The following is a 15,998-nucleotide window of genomic DNA, read 5'->3' on the forward strand; positions in this document are numbered from 1 at the left end:
CACATCAATTCCCTTTTTTCAAGAAGCTTCCGATGCAGCCACGTCTCACCGCCAAGGATTTCGACCAGGAACTGCTTATTCTTTTCGACGCTTATGTGCATGGCAGTCTCGACCGCCGCGGCTTCCTTTCGCAGGCGCAGAAATTCGTGAAGGCGGGCGTCACGGCTGCCGGGGTGCTCGCGGCGCTGAGTCCCGATTTCGCGGCGGGCCAGCAGGTGCCGCCGGGCGATCCACGGCTCAAGGCCGAGCGCGTCAGCTACCCCTCGACGGCCGGCAACGGCACGGTCAATGGCTATCTGGTGCGACCTGCGAACGTGGGCTCGAAAAAGCTGCCCGCGGTGCTGGTGATCCATGAGAACCGCGGGCTGAATCCGCACATCGAGGACATCGCGCGCCGACTCGCGCTCGATGGCTTCATGGCCTTCGCGCCCGATGCCCTGACGCCGCTCGGCGGCTATCCCGGCGACGAGGACAAGGCACGCGAAGCCTTCGCCAAGCTCGACCAGGGTCGCGCACGCGAGGATTTCGTCGCAGCGGCGAACTGGCTGAAGGACCGACCCGACTCGTCGGGGAAGATCGGTGCCATCGGCTTCTGCTACGGCGGCGGCATGGTCCACACCCTGACCACGCGCCTGCCAGAACTCAACGCAGCGGTGGCCTTCTACGGCAACACGCCGGCGCCGTCCGAAGCGGCCAAGGTCAAGACACCGCTGCTGGTGCAGCAAGCCGCTATCGACGAGCGCATCAATGCCGCGTGGCCCGCCTACGAAGCCGCGCTCCGGGCCGCAAATGTGAAGTTCGACGTCTACCAGTACCCAGGAACGCAGCACGGCTTCAACAACGACACCACGCCCCGCTATGACGCCGCCGCGGCGAAGCTGGCGTGGTCGCGCACGGTGGAGTTCCTCGAGGCGCGGCTCGACGGAGCCTGACAACGCCCTCAAAGTAGGCGGCGGCTGGCAGACTTTGCCCTGAACTCGCACGAAAGTGGATGCTTCGCGTCGCTGACGCGCCCGGAGTGACCCATGTCAGTGATCTGTCCCGCCTGCCAGACGGAGAACCGCGACGCCGCGATGTTCTGCCATGGCTGCGCGCGCAAGCTGCCGAACTTCACCCCGACCCAGCCGTCGATGCTGGAAACGATGCGGGCGATGCCGGCGCGCCCGGTCGTCTCGACGCCCGCCATGGCCACGCCGGTGGAGATCGAGCCCCGTTCGCTGATCGGGCTGTGGATCGGGGTCGGCGTGGCCGTGTTGCTGCTGCTGGCGGGCATCGGCACGTGGTATGCGCACCTGCTGCGCACGCCTGCGCCGTCCTCGGCGAGCGCGGCCGCGCATGTCGCGAAGCCAGCCGTAGCTGCGCCATCCATCGCCGCCGCGGCGGACAAGCCCAAGGCATCGACACCGGCGCCGGAAACCGTTTCGCTCGGGGCCTCCCTGGCGCCTGGCGAGGCTGCGGTCGCCCCGGCCATGGATGCCGCGCAAGGCGCCGGTCTGGCGCTCCCTCCCGCGGCGGTGCCGCCCCCGGTTGCTGCGCTGGCGCCTCCATCCCCGCCCGCCGAACGCAAACAGCTTCCCAAGGCCGCGCCTCCCGCGCGCATCGGCGCGCTCGACCCGCGCAGTGGCTGCGAGACGCTCAACTTCGTCTTCGCGGCGCGTTGCGAAGCCGCGCACTGCGACAAGCCGCAGTACGCCAGACATCCCCGCTGCGATCTGGTTCGCCAGCAGCGCAAGCGCGATGAACTGCACCGCAATCCGACGCTGGCGTTCTGACGGAAGGCCGGTCCACTCCGCTTCGCCCTATCAGAAGCCGGACGAGGAAGGAAGCGCCCCGAATAGCCTTGGCGACGATGGCGAATCGCGTCAGACTCCGCCTCGCAGTCTCGAAACGACAACTCATCTCAACGAAGGAGCGACGTTCACCATGGCATTCCAGTTGCACACCCGCATTGCAGCCGTCGCCACGGCCCTCATGCTGACCGCTTGCGCGGCCCCGCAACAGCAGGCACCGATGGCGATCACGCAAGGCAAGATCGAGCAGATCACTCCCACCACCATCCGCAGCGAAGCCCATACGGGCGTAGGCGCGGTGGTCGGCGGCCTGACCGGCGTCGGCCTCGGCAGCCTGATCGGCGGCGGCACGGGACGCGATGTGGCGATGGTGGCCGGCGCGATCGGCGGCAGCATGGCCGGCGCGCAGGTTGCGAACAACGCCGCAGGTTCGCAGCCTGGTCAGGAAATCTTCGTGCGCACCGACAGCGGCGTGCTGGTCGAAGTGACCCAGCCCACGACCCCGGGCCTGCGCGTGGGCCAGCGCGTGTTCATCCAGGGCCAGGGCCACATGGCCCGCGTCGTGCCGCAGTAACGACACCCGCCGCGGGCGCGGCGCGCCTTACGCGGACTTGGCCTGCACCAGCTTGATGACGCTCGAGAAATCGAGCGCGCCATGCCCCGCGAGACTGTGCGCCGCATAGAGGTTGCGTGCGAGCCCGCCCAGGGGCGTGGCCGCGCGCACGGCCGCCGCGTTCTCCTGTGCGAGGCCGAGGTCCTTCAGCATCAAGTCGGTGCCGAAGCCACCCGCATAGCCCTTTGAAGCGGGCGCGGTTTCCATCACGCCCGGCAGCGGGTTGTACTTTTCGAGCGCCCAGTTGCCGCCGGAGCTGCGGCGCATGATCTCCGACAGCACCTTCGGATCGAGCCCGTTGGCGACGCCCAGCGCGATGGCTTCCGAGGTGCCGATCATCAGGATGCCGAGCAGCATGTTGTTGCAGATCTTCGCGGTCTGCCCTGCGCCCGCGCCGCCGGCATGGAAGATGTTGGCGCCCATCTTTTCGAGCACCGGGCGCGCACGTTCGAGGTCGGCCTCCGAGCCACCGACCATGAAGGTCAGGGTGCCCGCGATCGCACCGCCGGTGCCGCCGGAGACCGGCGAATCGATCACCGCCACGCCGCGCTTCGCGCCAGCCTCGGCCACTTTGCGCGACGTTGCCGCAGCGATGGTGCTGCTGTCGATCACCAGCGTGTCCGCTGGGATCTGGTCCATCAGCCCGGGCTTGCCGTCGCTGCCGAGGTAGAGCGATTCGACATGCGGGCTCGCGGGCAGCATGCTGATCACGACCTCGGCGCCGGCGATGGCTTCGGCCGCCGACGCGGCGATACCCAGCCCTTCGGCCGCAAATTTCTCGCAGGCCGGCTTCGACAGGTCGAAGCCCCGGACCTCGTGCCCGGCCTTCTTCAGATTCAGGGCCATCGGACCACCCATGTTCCCGAGGCCGATGAATGCGATCTTCATGTGTTGTCTCCGTTGTCTTGTTGGCGATGAATGAGGTTCAGACGAGCGCGGCCAGCGGATGCGGTCCCGGCGCACGCACGCGCAGATGGTCCTCGATGAACCCGGGCGTGATCTCTTCGAGCGTCGCCGGGCTCCAGCGCGGATTGCGGTCCTTCTCGATGAGCAGCGCGCGAATTCCTTCGGCGAAGTCCTTGTGCGCGCAGCAGCCGAGCGATGCCCAGTATTCGAGCCGGAACACTTCGGCGAGTGACATGCGCGTGACGCGCTGCCAGAGTGCAAAGGACAACGCGGCCGAACTCGGCGAGCCCTTGGTGAAAGTCGTCGCTGCCGTCTGCAGCCACGCATCGTCGGACTTCAGCTTGCGCAGGCGATTCGCGATGTCGAGCAGGTCCTCGCCGGCCATCAGTTCGTTGATCGTGTCGAAGTGCTCGCGCAACTTCGAGGGCTGTTTCTCCGCGCCCTCACCCGCCCGGGCAAGCAGGCGCGACAGCACCGCGCGATCTGCCTTCGATTCACCCTGCCAGGCCGCTGCCGCGATGCCTTCCAGTACCTGCGCCTTGCGCTCGTGCGGCACCACAATGTCCGCGAGACCGCAGAAGATCGCATCAGCGGCATTCAAGGGCGCAGCGGTGAGTGCAAGAAAGAGCCCCACACGACCCGGCGCACGACGCAGGAACCAGCTTCCACCCACGTCGGGATACAGGCCGATGTTGATCTCGGGCATCGCAACCCGGCTTTGCAGCGTGACGACACGATGCGACGCGCCCGCCATCAGGCCCACGCCCCCGCCCATCACGATGCCGTGTCCCCAGCACAGGAAAGGCTTGGGGAAGGTGTGGATCAAGTGGTCGAGTTCGTACTCCTCGCTGAAGAACTCTTCGGCGTAGGTGTTGCGCGCGGGGCCACATTCGAGCAGCGTCTGGTAGAGCTGGCGCAGATCGCCGCCGGCGCAGAAAGCCTTCTCGCCCGAGGCATCGAGCAGCACGCCGGCGACGCCGCCGTCCTGCGCCCATTCGCGCAGCTTCGGGATCAGCAGCCGCACCATCGCCACCGAGAGCGAGTTGAGCGACGCGGGTGAATTGAGCGTGGCAACGCCGAAGCGCTTGCCGTTGGCGGTCTTGATTTCGTTGAAGAGAACGACGGGATCGGTCATTGGATGTGGTTGTTATCGGATGTCTGAATCGCCTTCGAGCAGCTTGCGCGCGACGATCATGCGCATGATTTCGTTGGTGCCTTCGAGGATCTGGTGCACGCGCGCATCGCGCACCAGCCGCTCCAGCGGGAACTCGCTGAGGTAGCCGTAGCCGCCGTGCAACTGCAGCGCATCGTTGCAGACAGTGAAGCCCGCATCGGTGGCGAAACGCTTCGCCATCGCGCAATAGGTGCTCGCGTCGGCATGGCCCGCGTCGAGCTTGCTCGCCGCCATCCGCACCATCTGCCGCGCGGCGACGAGCTCGGTCGCCATGTCGGCGAGCTTGAACTGCAGCGCCTGGAAGCTCGCGAGCGGCTTGCCGAACTGCTGGCGCTCGTGCAGGTAGCGGCGCGCCGCGTCGAGCGCGCCCTGCGCCGCGCCGACCGAGCAGGTCGCGATGTTGATGCGCCCGCCATCGAGCCCCTTCATCGCAATGCGGAAGCCCTCGCCTTCCTGCCCGAGCAAGTTCTCGGCGGGCACGCGCACGTTGTCGAAGCTGATGGTCCGCGTGGGCTGGCTGTTCCAGCCCATCTTGTGTTCCTTCTTGCCGTAGCTGATGCCGGGCGCATCGGCCGGCACCGCGATGGCGGAAATGCCACCGGGGCCACCGCCGCCGGTGCGCGCCATGAGCACCAGCACGTCGGTCGAACCGGCGCCGGAGATGAAGGCCTTGCCGCCGTTGATGACGTACTCGTGGCCCTGCAGTTCGGCGCGCGTCTTGAGCGAACCTGCATCCGAACCCGCACCGGGTTCGGTCAAGCAGTAGGACGCGAGCTTGCGCCCGCTCGTCAGATCGGCGCCCCAGCGCTCGCGCACCGCGGGGCCGCCCCAGGTGCCGAGCATCCACGTCGCCATGTTGTGGATCGTGATGAAGGCGGTGGTCGACGGGTCGACCGCCGCCATTTCCTCGAACACCAGCGTCGCATCGAGGCGCGGCAGCGCGAGCCCCTCGATGCTCTCGGGCGCATAGAGGCCGCAGAAGCCCAGTTCACCGGCCTTGGCGATCGCTTCCTTGGGGAAGATCGCCTCGGCGTCCCACCGGGCCGCATGCGGCGCGAATTCGGCGAGCGCGAATTCGCGCGCGGTCTGCGCGAAGGCGCGCTGCTCTTCAGTCAGCTCGAAGTCCATGCGGGACGAGCTTACTTGAGGCTGATGGTGGTGTTGACCCCGTGCGAGACGGTGCTGTCGTCGAACCAGCGCTCCGTCACCGTCTTGGTCTGCGTGTAGAACAGGACGACCTGCTTGCCGTACGGGCCGAGATCGCCGAGCTTCGACGCGCGCGAACCGGTGAACGAGAACATCGGCACCGGAACCGGAATCGGCACGTTGATGCCCACCTGCCCCACGTCGATGTCTTCCTGGAAGCGCCGCGCCGCCGCGCCCGACTGCGTGAAGATCGCGGTGCCGTTGCCGTTGGGATTGGCGTTGATCAGCTCGATCGCCTCGTCGATGGTCTCTGCATTCGCCAGGCACAGCACCGGCCCGAAGATTTCCTGGTCATAGATGGTCATGCCGGGCTTGACGTCCGCGAACACCGTCGGGCCGACGAAGTTGCCCTTCTCGTAGCCGGGCACCGTGGGCTTGCGGCCGTCGAGCGCCAAGGTCGCGCCATCGGCCACGCCGCGTTCGATCAGGCCCGTGACGCGGTCATACGCCGCGCACGACACCAGCGGGCCGACATCCACGCCCTTCTCGGTACCGGCGCCGATCTTGAGCGTCTTCGCCTTCTCGACCAGATCGGGCACCCACTTGCGCGCCTCGCCGACGAGCACCGCGACCGACACCGCCATGCAGCGCTGCCCCGCCGCACCGAAGGCCGCACCGGCGAGTGCATTGAGCGTCTGTTCCTTGTTGGCGTCCGGCATCACGATCGCGTGGTTCTTGGCGCCCATCATGCATTGCACGCGCTTGCCGGCGAGCGATGCGCGGTTGTAGACGTGCGTGCCGACCTTGGTCGAGCCGACGAAGGAGATCGCCTTGATGTCCTTGTGGTCGCAGATCGCGTTGACCACGTTCTCGCCGCCATGCACGACATTGAGCACGCCAGGCGGAATGCCGGCTTCGAGGGCCAGCTCGCACAGGCGCATCGTGACCATCGGGTCCTGTTCGGAAGGCTTCAGCACGAAGGTGTTGCCGGTGGCGATCGCCATCGGGAACATCCACAGCGGGATCATCGCGGGGAAGTTGAACGGCGTGATGCCCGCGCAGACGCCGAGCGGCTGCAGCACCGTGTAGGTATCGACACCGCCCGCGACGTTGTTGGCGAATTCGCCGAGCTGCAGGTTGCCAATGCCCGACGCGTGCTCGACCACTTCGAGGCCGCGGAACACGTCGCCCTCGGCATCGGGCAGCGTCTTGCCCTGCTCGGCTGTGAGGATCGCGGCCAGCTCGCCCATGTGCTCGCGGATGAGCTGCTGGTACTTGAGGAAGATGCGCGATCGCGCGCCGATGGCCGTCTTGCGCCAGGTCTTGAAGGCTTCCTTGGCGGAAGCGACCGCGGCATCGACCTCGTCCTGCGTGGCGAACGGCACCTTGGCCAGCACTTCCTGCGTGGCCGGGTTGACGATGTTGCGCCACTCGGTGGTCTTCGACTCGACGAACTTGCCGCCGATGAGCAGCTTGACGGTAGCGACCTTCGTCGCCGGGGTGGTGGTGGCGTCCATGAACCTTGTCTCCTGAATGGGGTGCGAGCGAGGATGCTAGCTTTGCACTTTTGCCTGTGCAATAGACAAATACGCACCCCCGATCTGCATAATTGCAAAGCATGGACTGGGACAACCTGCGCTTCTTCCTGGAGCTTTCGCGCACCGGCACGCTGGTCGGCGCGGCGCGTCGGCTGGCGGTCGACCACACGACGGTCGCCCGGCGCATTCAGGCGCTGGAGAAGGAGATCGGCACCGCCCTGTTCTCGCGCGAATCCGATGGTCACCGCCTGACCGAGGCCGGCCGCCGGCTGCAGCCGCAGGTCGAGGCGATGGAGAGCGCCTTCCGTGCGGTCGAAAGCACCGCGCCGGCATCCAACGAGGGCCTGTCGGGGCTGGTGCGCATCGGCGCGACCGAAGGCTTCGGCACCATCGTGCTGGCGCCGCAGCTCGCGCTTTTCGCGCAGCAGCACCCGAAGCTCGTGATCGATCTGCTCGCGATGCCGCGGCTGGTGCACCTGTCGCGGCGCGAGGCCGACATCGTGATCTCGCTCGAACGGCCAGCGCGCGGGCCCGTGGTGGTGACCAAGCTCACCGACTACGCGCTGCGCCTGTACGCGTCGAAGCACTACCTCGCGAAGCACGGCGCGATACGCACCCGCGAGGACCTGCGCGGCCACACGTTCATCAGCTACGTGGACGACCTGCTGTTCAGCAAGGAGCTGCAGTACCTCGACGAGTTGTACAAGCCGGATTCGTTCGCGCTGCGCAGCACGAGCATCCTGGCGCAACACCAGGCCACGGCGGCGGGCGCCGGCATCGCGGTGCTGCCGGCCTTCATCGCCGAACGCGACAAGTCATTGCAGCGCGTGCTGCCGGATGAAGCGAACTTCACGCGGACCTTCTGGATGTCGGTGCCGGCGGAGACGCGGCACCTGGCACGCATGAAGGCGGTGTGGAGCTTTCTTCGGGAGACGGTTGAAGCGCAGCGTGGGGTGTTGCTCCCGTAGCACTCTGGTTCGGGTGCCCTCAGGCCAAAGGCAGATGCAGGACCTGCTCGGTCGTCAGGATGTCGCCAAAGGTGTCGTCGATGGAGGCCAGGGCCGCGCGATGCAGGGCCGCATGGGTCACGCCGGGCGACATGCCATCGCTGCTGTCGAGGTCGCGCGTGGCACAGGCGTCGTCGACGACGATGACCGAGTAGCCCAATGGCACCGCATCGCGTGCAGCGCCGGCGACGCAGGCATGCGTCATCAGTCCGGCAATGATCAGGGTTTCGACGCCCGCGGCGCGAAGGCGGCGGTCGAGATCGGTGGTGGGGAACACGCTGACCGAGGATTTTTCGAGCACGGCGTGATGCGATGCGGGCTGCAGGTCGCGATGGAACTGCACGCCGGCACTGCCCTCGGCGAAGACCGGACTCCCCGCCGGCGTGACGTGCTGCACATGGAACACCGGCATCTTCGCTTGATCGGCATGGGCGATCAGGCGCTGTGCGTTGCGCAATGCGCGCGCGCCGTCCTGAATCGGCATCCTGCCGCTGAAATACTCGTTCTGGAAATCGATGACGAGCAAGGCGCTGCGGGATGCATCGAGGGTCCGGGGCGCCGTGGCGCCGGACATGGTGCGGATCGTGGGATGATTCATTTCGTGTTTTCCGTTCTCTGTTGAAGTGGTGTCTGTTCGGCTCTCCCTGGCCTTGGCAACAGGACGTGGATCTTCGAGCGCCGGCGCTTTCGCCGAAAGCATGCTGGAAGACAACAAGTGATCGATTTGGGCCAAAAGCAATGACCGCCTTGCATTCAACAGAAACACATACCGTCGCCGTGATCGCTTTCGACGGCATCAGCTCGTTTCACCTTTCGGTTCCCGGTATCGTGTTCGGCGACCCTCTCGCGCGCCTGGGCGTGCCGCGCTACCGGCTCCTGGTTTGCGGCGAAAGACCCGGACTGGTATCGACCATGTCAGGCTTCGATATCGATGTGCCGCACGACCTGTCGGTGCTGGACGAGGCCGGCACGGTGATCGTGCCGGCATGGCGGGACCCCGATGAACGCCCATCCGAACCGCTGCTGCAGGCCCTGCGCGCCGCGCACGAACGCGGCGCCCGCATGGTCGGCCTCTGCCTGGGTGCCTTCGTCCTCGCCGAGGCGGGTCTCCTGGACGGCAGGACCGCATCGACCCATTGGGTCTGGGCCAGCGACTTCGCGAGAAAGTATCCGCAGGTCAGGCTGGACCCCAGGGCCCTTTTCCTCGACGAGGACGACATCCTCACCTCGGCGGGCACCGCCGCCGCAATCGACTGTTGCCTTCACCTGCTGCGGCGCGATCACGGTGCGGAGGTGGCGAACCAGGTCGCGCGGCGCCTCGTGGTAGCACCGGGGCGACATGGCAAACAGGCGCAATACATCGAGCAACCGTTGCCCAGGACGGAAGGCAGGGATCTGCTCGGCAAGACGCTCGACTGGGCCATCGAGAACCTCGAACAACACTTGTGCGTGGATCAACTTGCCGCCAGATCGGGGCTGAGCCGGCGCAGCTTCACCCGGCGCTTCAAGATGAAGACCGGAACCACGGTGACGCAGTGGCTGCTGAGCCACAGGCTCTCCGCGGCGCAGCGCTTGCTGGAGGCCACCGACAAGCCGGTCGAGCACATCGCCGACCTCGTCGGCTTCGGCTCGACGGTGTCGCTGCGCCGGCACTTCACAGCCGCCTTCTCGAATTCACCCACCGCCTACCGAAAGCAGTTCCGGCGGACGTAGCGCACGGCTGGAGCGCATCGCCGAGGCGGGTGTTCCGCCGGCGGCGCACGCGACCTCCCAGGCTCAGAAGCTCGGGATGTACTCGATGTTCTGAGGCGTCGGGGTGCCCGAGAACACTTCGCTAGCGCTGGGCACGGCATAACCGGCTTCAGCTGCGGATGGCGTCTGCACGGCCGCTGACGGCCTCGCGGCCTCCGAGGGGTGGGACTTGAGCGATTCCTCGACGATCGAGGTGCCAAGCACCACGGTTGCCAGCAACGCCAGGGCCACGAGCCATTGCCTTCCGAACCTCGGAAACGAACTCCCCGCTGATCGCTTGTTCATGACGATCACCTTTCCTTCCTGAGCGCCGGTCGATCAGGGGTCCTGCCGACCGATCAAGAGTCAATCTAGCAACAGACCTTCGACGGCACATCCCCAGCCAAGGGGAGAAGACGGCTTCCCGCAGCGAAGTCAGGCAGCAGACGCGGCGAGGCCGACATCTTCACGGCATTGACACGAACTCCACCCTTCCTATACCGTGGGCTGAAGGCGGTGACCAGGCGCCGCAAAGGCGCCTTCCGTGCCAGGGAGAAGCGTAAGCACCCAGAAGGAGTCACGATGCCAAGGAAGGAGATCCTCAAGGAAACCCGCCGGCTGACCGAGCCGTTCGTCGTCACCAACGGCAAGGGCTTCCGCCTGAAGGACTTTGACCCACGCGAAACGCGCGGTCTCATCGAAAAGGGCGAAGCCGCTCAACTTCTCGAGCGCGGCGTTCGATGGCTCGCCGAAGAGCAGGACATGCTCTATGCGCAGGACCGCTGGTCGGTGCTGCTCGTCTTTCAGGCCATGGATGCCGCCGGCAAGGACAGCACGATCAAGCACGTGATGTCGGGCATCAATCCCCAGGGATGCTACGTTTCGTCGTTCAAGGTGCCTTCGAAGGAAGAACTCGAGCACGACTTCCTGTGGCGCTACGTCAAGCGCCTTCCCGAGCGCGGGTGCATCGGCATCTTCAACCGCTCGTACTACGAAGAGGTCCTGGTCGTGCGCGTGCACCAGGACATCCTCGCCCACCAGATGCTGCCGCCCGAGTTGGTGAGCGAACGCATCTGGGACGAGCGCCTGACCGAGATCGCGAACTTCGAGGACTACCTCACCCGCCAGGGGACCGTGGTGCTCAAGTTCTTCCTCCACGTATCGAAGGAGGAGCAGAAGAAGCGCTTCCTGGAGCGCCTCGATCAACCGGACAAGAACTGGAAGTTCTCCCCCTCCGACATCCACGAGCGGCAGTACTGGGACGACTACATGGCGGCGTTCGAGGAGGCGATCCGCGCAACCGCTTCGAAGCGGGCACCCTGGTTCGTCGTGCCCGCCGACAACAAGTGGTTCACGCGGCTGGTCGTGGCCGCCGCGATCGTGGAGACACTGGAGAGACTTGACCTGCACTACCCCAGGGTCGATGCGCAGAAGAAGGTGGGGCTGGCCACCGCGCGCACCGCGCTGTTGCAGGAGAAGAAGCAAGGTGCACCAAGCGCACGCACCAGGAAGGCATGACGCACAACGCCGGGCGTGACCGGCATGGGGGATAGCACATGGAGACAGATGTCGCCCTGAAGGTCCTCGGCGGACTGGGCCTTTTCCTTCTGGGAATTCACCATCTCACCGAAGGCCTGAAAAGCTTCGCCGGCGATTCGCTTCGCCGGGCGCTCCAGACCGCGGTGTCTGGACGCTTCAGCGCCGTGGTCTCCGGAGCGCTGTTCACCGCGGCGATCCAGTCCTCGACCGCGACGATCCTGACCGTCATCGGCTTCGTCAGCGCAGGTCTCATCACCTTCACGCAGGCCATCGGAGTGACCATCGGCGCCACCTTCGGGACCACCTCGACGCCGTGGCTGATCGCAGTCTTCGGCTTCCGCGTCCGGATCGCCGATGGCGCCCTGCCGCTGCTGGGCGTTGGCGCGCTGCTCTGGCTGGTCGCCAGCGGCAGGCTGCGATCGCTCGGGGCGATCCTCGCCGGCTTCGGGCTGCTTTTCACCGGGATCGACTTTCTCCAGACGGGGATGAAGGGCGTCACCTGGAACCTCGAAGCGTTCGCTGGCACCGGCTTCTTCGCACGCTGGGTGCTGGCCGGGATCGGCATCGTGATGACGATCGTGATGCAGAGTTCGAGCGCCGCCGCGGCGACCACGCTGGTGGCGCTCGACGCGGGCTCGCTCACCTTCGAGCAGGCGTGCGCCATGGTCGTCGGGCAGAGCATCGGGACGGCTGCGACGAGCGCCCTCGCGGCGCTCGGCGGCGGTCTGGCGGTGCGGCGCACCGCGATCGCCCACGTCACCTTCAGCCTGGTCGTCGGCGTGCTCGGCATCGCGTTTCTCGGACCGCTGGTCAATGCGGCGGAGTGGCTGGGCGGACGGCTCGGCGACCTCGACGGCGTGCTGGCGCTCGCGGCCTTCAGCAGCATCTTCAAGCTCGCGGGCGTCATGGTGTTCTATCCGTGGCTCGACCGCTTCGCGCAGTTCATCAGCCGCATCGCCGGCAGCGGCGGCGAAACCGCCGTGAGCCACCTCGAACCTGCCGTCGCGCGCACGGGCGGCACGATCGCGCTCGAAGCCGCGTGGCGGGCGATCCTCGAAGTCGCGCGCGGTGGGGTCGACGCCGTTCGAGCCAGCCTCGCGGGCGAGCGTGCCGGCTATGTCCCGCCGACCCAGGCGATCCAGCAGATCGAGCAGTTCCTCGAATCGGTGTCGCTCGACACCATCGACCCGAGCGTCGCGGAGTTCCGCCTCGTGCGCATCTGCCATGCGCTGGACGACCTCTCGACGCTGCAGCAGGAACTCGCGCGCATTCCCGCGGCCGTCAGCGACTGGCAACCGCCGCCCGGCTACGCGGAGGGCGCCCGGGCATTGGCCTCCTGGCTCGATGCGACGAAGGAACCCGAAACCGCAGCCGGCGCGGCGGTGACCTCACCCGTCGAAAAGGCCAGAGAGCAACTCATCCAGGAACGGAAAGCGGAACGCGAACGGCTTCTCGGCGACGTCGCCCTGCGCCGCGTACCGGCGGCGACGGCCGCATCGGCGCTCGAATCGCTGCGATGGGCCGAGAGTGCGCTTCAGGGAGCGCAGCAGCTGATCGAGTCGCTGCACGCAGCCAGAGGCGAGTAGCCGGGGGCCTGGGCGATCAAGGCCACACCGGCGGGTGGCTCCCGGGCGGCATCGAAGGCCGGGGCCATGCGGCCGGTGTGCGCGACAACTGCGCGCTGTGGCTCAAGCCGGTGAGTTCGCCGAAGCCGGAAGGCGAGGATTCGAGAAACGGCGCCCTGTCGGGCACCGCCGCCTTCAGCCCATCGGGCACGCGTCCCAGCCCGCGCAGCCAGTGCCCCGTCTGCGCGAGCGACACCTGCACATGCCAGCTTCCGCCTTCGCGCTGCTGGCGGCACATCGCGGCCGATGCACCCATGGCGATCAGGTAGCCGGTCGCTTCGTCGAGGATCTGCATCGGCAGCGGCCTGGGCTTGCCGCCGCCCGCGGCTTCGCCCTCGGCGTGGTTGAAGCCCATGGCCGTCTGCACGAGCGAATCGAAGCCGCGCCGCGATGCCCACAGGCCTCGCGTGCCGTAGGCGGTCAGCGAGACATAGACGATGCCCGGACGCGCGCGCGCAGCAGCCTCCGGCCCGAAGCCCAGCGCCGCGATGCCGCCGGGCCGATAGCCCTGGATGAACACATGCGCGCCGTTCAGCAAGCGGCCGAGCACATCGCGCCCCGCTCCGCTCCGCAGATCGATGTGCGTGGAGAGCTTGCCGCGACTCGTGTCCGCGACGGCTTCGATGTTGGGGAGGTCCGGCGAGTTGACCAGCATCACATCGGCGCCATAGGCTGCCAGCGCACGGCCGCCGACCGGGCCGGCGAGGATGCGCGTGAGGTCGAGCACACGCACGCCTGACAGCGGACGCGCATCGTCCGCCAGCGCCGGTAGCGATAGCGGCCGCGCATCGCCGATGCGCTCGATGGTGAACAGCGGCTGGCCCGAGAGCGCCTGGCCCTGCGGCGTCGCATCCCATTCGTCGAACCGTCTCAACGCCGTCGCGACGAGACCGTTGGCGGCAGCAGCTTCCTCGAAGTCCTGCGCCTTCCACGTCTGCATCGCCGTTTCGGCATCCGGGCGTTGCGCCGTTGCCGGATCGAGCCCCAGCAACCGCAGTGCGCCTTCGCGGTGGTGCGCGAAGTTGGCATGAATGCGCACCCAGCCGTCGGAAGCCCGATAGAGCCCGGAGAACGCATCCCACAGGTCCGGCACGCGACCGTCGATGCTGAACCAGGCGGTGCATTCGAGCGCCGCGTGCAGCATGTCCACCGCCACTTGCTGGCGCGGCACGCCGCGCGCATGGCCCAGCTCGCATGCGGCCAGCGCGGCGGCCGCGATGGTGCTCTGCGCCGCCGCGCCCACCGCGAACGACGACGGCAGCACCGGATCGGCACCGGTCAGCCGCGCCTGCGCCAGTGCCTCGTCCGGCAAGCCCGCCTGCCGCCAGATGCCTTTCAGGACTTCGCTCGCATCCATGCCGTGCCTTCCGTTCTCCAAAAAACAAAAGGCAGGGTTCGCGCGCACGACCCTGCCCTTTTCGTTGCGCTACATCGCGCAGCCGATCACTGGATCAGCTTCGGCCCGGTCTTCGACTGGAGCTGCTCGAAGCTCACGCCCGGCGCCAGCTCGACGACCTTGAGGCCCTGCGGCGTCACGTCGATCACACCCAGGTCGGTGATGATCCGGTCGACCACGCCCACGCCGGTCAGCGGCAGCGAGCAGTTGTCGAGGATCTTGAGGTCCTCGGTGCCGTCCTTCTTCTTGGCGACATGCTCCATCAGCACGATCACGCGCTTGACGCCCGCGACCAGGTCCATCGCGCCGCCCATGCCCTTGACCATCTTGCCCGGGATCATCCAGTTGGCGAGGTCGCCCTTCTCGCTCACCTGCATCGCACCGAGGATCGAGAGATTGATCTTGCCGCCGCGGATCATCGCGAAGCTGTCGTGGCTGCCGAAGATGGCGCTGCCCGGCAGCGTGGTCACCGTCTGCTTGCCGGCGTTGATCAGGTCCGCGTCGACCTGGTCTTCGGTCGGGAACGGGCCGATGCCGAGCATGCCGTTTTCGCTCTGCAGCCACACTTCCTTGTCGCCGACGAAGTTGGCAACCAAGGTGGGGATGCCGATGCCGAGGTTGACGTAGAAGCCGTCTTCGAGTTCTTGGGCCGCGCGCGCGGCCATCTGGTCCTGGTTCCAGGGCATGTCAGGCTCCTTTGGTGTTGTTCTTGACCGGGGCGGGCGAGCCGACGGCGGCCTGCGCAATGGCAGCTTGGGCCTCGACCTTGGCGGCGACGGCATCGACCGATGCGCTCACGGTGCGCTTCTCGATGCGCTTCTCGGGCGTCGCGTTGAGCACGATGCGGTGCACGTAGATGCCCGGCAGATGGATGTCGTCCGGCGCGAGTTCGCCGACCTCGACGATCTTCTCGACTTCGACGATGCAGATCTTCCCGGCCATGGCAGCGGCCGGATTGAAGTTGCGCGCCGTCAGGCGGAAGCGCAGGTTGCCGGACTTGTCGGCCACGTCGGCCTTGACCAGCGCCACATCGGGCACGAGCGAGCGTTCCATCACGTAGGTCTCGCCGTCGAACTCGCGCAGTTCCTTGCCTTCGGCGACCTGCGTGCCGACGCCGGTCTTGGTGAAGAAGGCCGGGATGCCCGCGCCGCCGGCGCGCAGCTTCTCGGCCAGCGTGCCCTGTGGCGTGAATTCGAGTTCCAGCTCGCCCGCGAGGTACTGGCGCTCGAACTCCTTGTTCTCGCCGACGTAGCTCGCGACCATCTTCTTGATCTGGCGCGTCTCGAGCAGCTTGCCGAGGCCGAAGCCGTCGACGCCCGCGTTGTTCGAGATGCAGGTGAGGTTCTTGACGCCGGAATCGTGCAGTGCATCGATCAGGGCTTCGGGGATGCCGCAGAGGCCGAAGCCTCCGACAGCGAGGGTCTGGCCGTCGGCCACGACGCCCTTGAGCGCCGCGTCGGCGGAGGGGTAGATCTTGTTCGCCATGGTTCCTCGTTCGGTGGTGGTGGGTGGTTGAATCCGGCTGAAATCCGA

The 15,998-nt window shown here is 66.9% G+C and carries 16 protein-coding genes; 7 read left to right on the forward strand and 9 right to left on the reverse strand.

Annotation, left to right across the window (positions count from 1 at the left end):
* Window positions 1-32 precede the first annotated feature (32 nt).
* From BLW05_RS03935 to BLW05_RS03945, 3 genes are all read left to right on the forward strand, one after another.
* The gene (locus tag BLW05_RS03935; RefSeq protein WP_093159860.1) at window positions 33-932 is read left to right on the forward strand and encodes a dienelactone hydrolase family protein; all 900 of its coding nucleotides are present in this window, start codon (window positions 33-35) and stop codon (window positions 930-932) included.
* 93 nt (window positions 933-1,025) lie between these two features.
* Complete coding sequence (locus BLW05_RS03940; RefSeq protein ID WP_093159862.1) at window positions 1,026-1,772, forward strand: hypothetical protein; 747 nt, start codon at window positions 1,026-1,028, stop codon at window positions 1,770-1,772.
* 151 nt (window positions 1,773-1,923) lie between these two features.
* Window positions 1,924-2,364, forward strand: a complete 441-nt coding sequence (locus BLW05_RS03945; protein WP_093159865.1) for an outer membrane lipoprotein — start codon at window positions 1,924-1,926, stop codon at window positions 2,362-2,364.
* Between the two features lie 27 nt (window positions 2,365-2,391).
* Here BLW05_RS03945 and mmsB read toward each other — a convergent pair whose 3' ends face one another.
* The 4 genes from mmsB to BLW05_RS03965 are packed head-to-tail and all read right to left on the reverse strand — an operon-like array spanning window position 2,392 to window position 7,146.
* Complete coding sequence (mmsB, locus tag BLW05_RS03950) at window positions 2,392-3,291, reverse strand: 3-hydroxyisobutyrate dehydrogenase (RefSeq protein WP_093159867.1); 900 nt, start codon at window positions 3,289-3,291, stop codon at window positions 2,392-2,394.
* Window positions 3,292-3,328: 37 nt separating this feature from the next.
* Window positions 3,329-4,444 (reverse strand): enoyl-CoA hydratase/isomerase family protein, encoded by a 1,116-nt coding sequence (locus BLW05_RS03955; RefSeq protein WP_093159870.1) that lies wholly within the window; start codon window positions 4,442-4,444, stop codon window positions 3,329-3,331.
* A 12-nt stretch (window positions 4,445-4,456) separates the two neighbouring features.
* Complete coding sequence (locus BLW05_RS03960; protein ID WP_093159872.1) at window positions 4,457-5,611, reverse strand: acyl-CoA dehydrogenase family protein; 1,155 nt, start codon at window positions 5,609-5,611, stop codon at window positions 4,457-4,459.
* A gap of 11 nt (window positions 5,612-5,622) precedes the next feature.
* On the reverse strand, window positions 5,623-7,146 hold the full coding sequence (locus BLW05_RS03965; RefSeq protein WP_093159875.1) for a CoA-acylating methylmalonate-semialdehyde dehydrogenase: 1,524 nt from the start codon (window positions 7,144-7,146) through the stop codon (window positions 5,623-5,625).
* A gap of 101 nt (window positions 7,147-7,247) precedes the next feature.
* Between BLW05_RS03965 and BLW05_RS03970 the strand changes: the two genes are divergently transcribed.
* Complete coding sequence (locus BLW05_RS03970; RefSeq protein ID WP_093159878.1) at window positions 7,248-8,135, forward strand: LysR family transcriptional regulator; 888 nt, start codon at window positions 7,248-7,250, stop codon at window positions 8,133-8,135.
* A 19-nt stretch (window positions 8,136-8,154) separates the two neighbouring features.
* Here BLW05_RS03970 and BLW05_RS03975 read toward each other — a convergent pair whose 3' ends face one another.
* Window positions 8,155-8,772 carry a cysteine hydrolase family protein gene (locus BLW05_RS03975; protein ID WP_093159880.1) on the reverse strand — a complete coding sequence of 206 codons (618 nt, stop codon included), beginning with the start codon at window positions 8,770-8,772 and terminating at the stop codon, window positions 8,155-8,157.
* A 140-nt stretch (window positions 8,773-8,912) separates the two neighbouring features.
* On the opposite strand from BLW05_RS03975, the gene BLW05_RS03980 reads away from it, so the two are divergent.
* Entirely contained in the window at window positions 8,913-9,887 is a 975-nt protein-coding gene (locus BLW05_RS03980; protein ID WP_093159883.1) for a helix-turn-helix domain-containing protein, read from the forward strand.
* A 63-nt stretch (window positions 9,888-9,950) separates the two neighbouring features.
* On the opposite strand, the gene BLW05_RS03985 is transcribed toward BLW05_RS03980, so the two are convergent.
* Entirely contained in the window at window positions 9,951-10,211 is a 261-nt protein-coding gene (locus tag BLW05_RS03985; RefSeq protein ID WP_143044766.1) for a hypothetical protein, read from the reverse strand.
* A 276-nt stretch (window positions 10,212-10,487) separates the two neighbouring features.
* Here BLW05_RS03985 and BLW05_RS03990 point away from each other — a divergent pair, with 276 nt between their 5' ends.
* Both BLW05_RS03990 and BLW05_RS03995 read left to right on the forward strand, forming a co-directional pair.
* Window positions 10,488-11,423: a polyphosphate kinase 2 family protein gene (locus tag BLW05_RS03990; protein WP_093159889.1), complete on the forward strand. Its 936-nt coding sequence runs from the start codon at window positions 10,488-10,490 to the stop codon at window positions 11,421-11,423.
* A 38-nt stretch (window positions 11,424-11,461) separates the two neighbouring features.
* Window positions 11,462-13,030 (forward strand): Na/Pi cotransporter family protein, encoded by a 1,569-nt coding sequence (locus BLW05_RS03995; RefSeq protein ID WP_093159892.1) that lies wholly within the window; start codon window positions 11,462-11,464, stop codon window positions 13,028-13,030.
* A gap of 16 nt (window positions 13,031-13,046) precedes the next feature.
* On the opposite strand, the gene BLW05_RS04000 is transcribed toward BLW05_RS03995, so the two are convergent.
* The 3 genes from BLW05_RS04000 to BLW05_RS04010 all read right to left on the reverse strand — a co-directional run bounded on the left by BLW05_RS04000 (window position 13,047) and on the right by BLW05_RS04010 (window position 15,950).
* Window positions 13,047-14,426 carry a CoA transferase gene (locus BLW05_RS04000; protein WP_093159895.1) on the reverse strand — a complete coding sequence of 460 codons (1,380 nt, stop codon included), beginning with the start codon at window positions 14,424-14,426 and terminating at the stop codon, window positions 13,047-13,049.
* Between the two features lie 86 nt (window positions 14,427-14,512).
* Window positions 14,513-15,151, reverse strand: a complete 639-nt coding sequence (locus BLW05_RS04005; protein WP_093159897.1) for a 3-oxoacid CoA-transferase subunit B — start codon at window positions 15,149-15,151, stop codon at window positions 14,513-14,515.
* Between the two features lies 1 nt (window position 15,152).
* On the reverse strand, window positions 15,153-15,950 hold the full coding sequence (locus tag BLW05_RS04010) for a CoA transferase subunit A (RefSeq protein ID WP_093159900.1): 798 nt from the start codon (window positions 15,948-15,950) through the stop codon (window positions 15,153-15,155).
* Window positions 15,951-15,998 lie beyond the last annotated feature (48 nt).

The organism is Variovorax sp. YR216, from assembly GCF_900107745.1.
Classification (GTDB): Bacteria; Pseudomonadota; Gammaproteobacteria; order Burkholderiales; family Burkholderiaceae_C; genus Variovorax.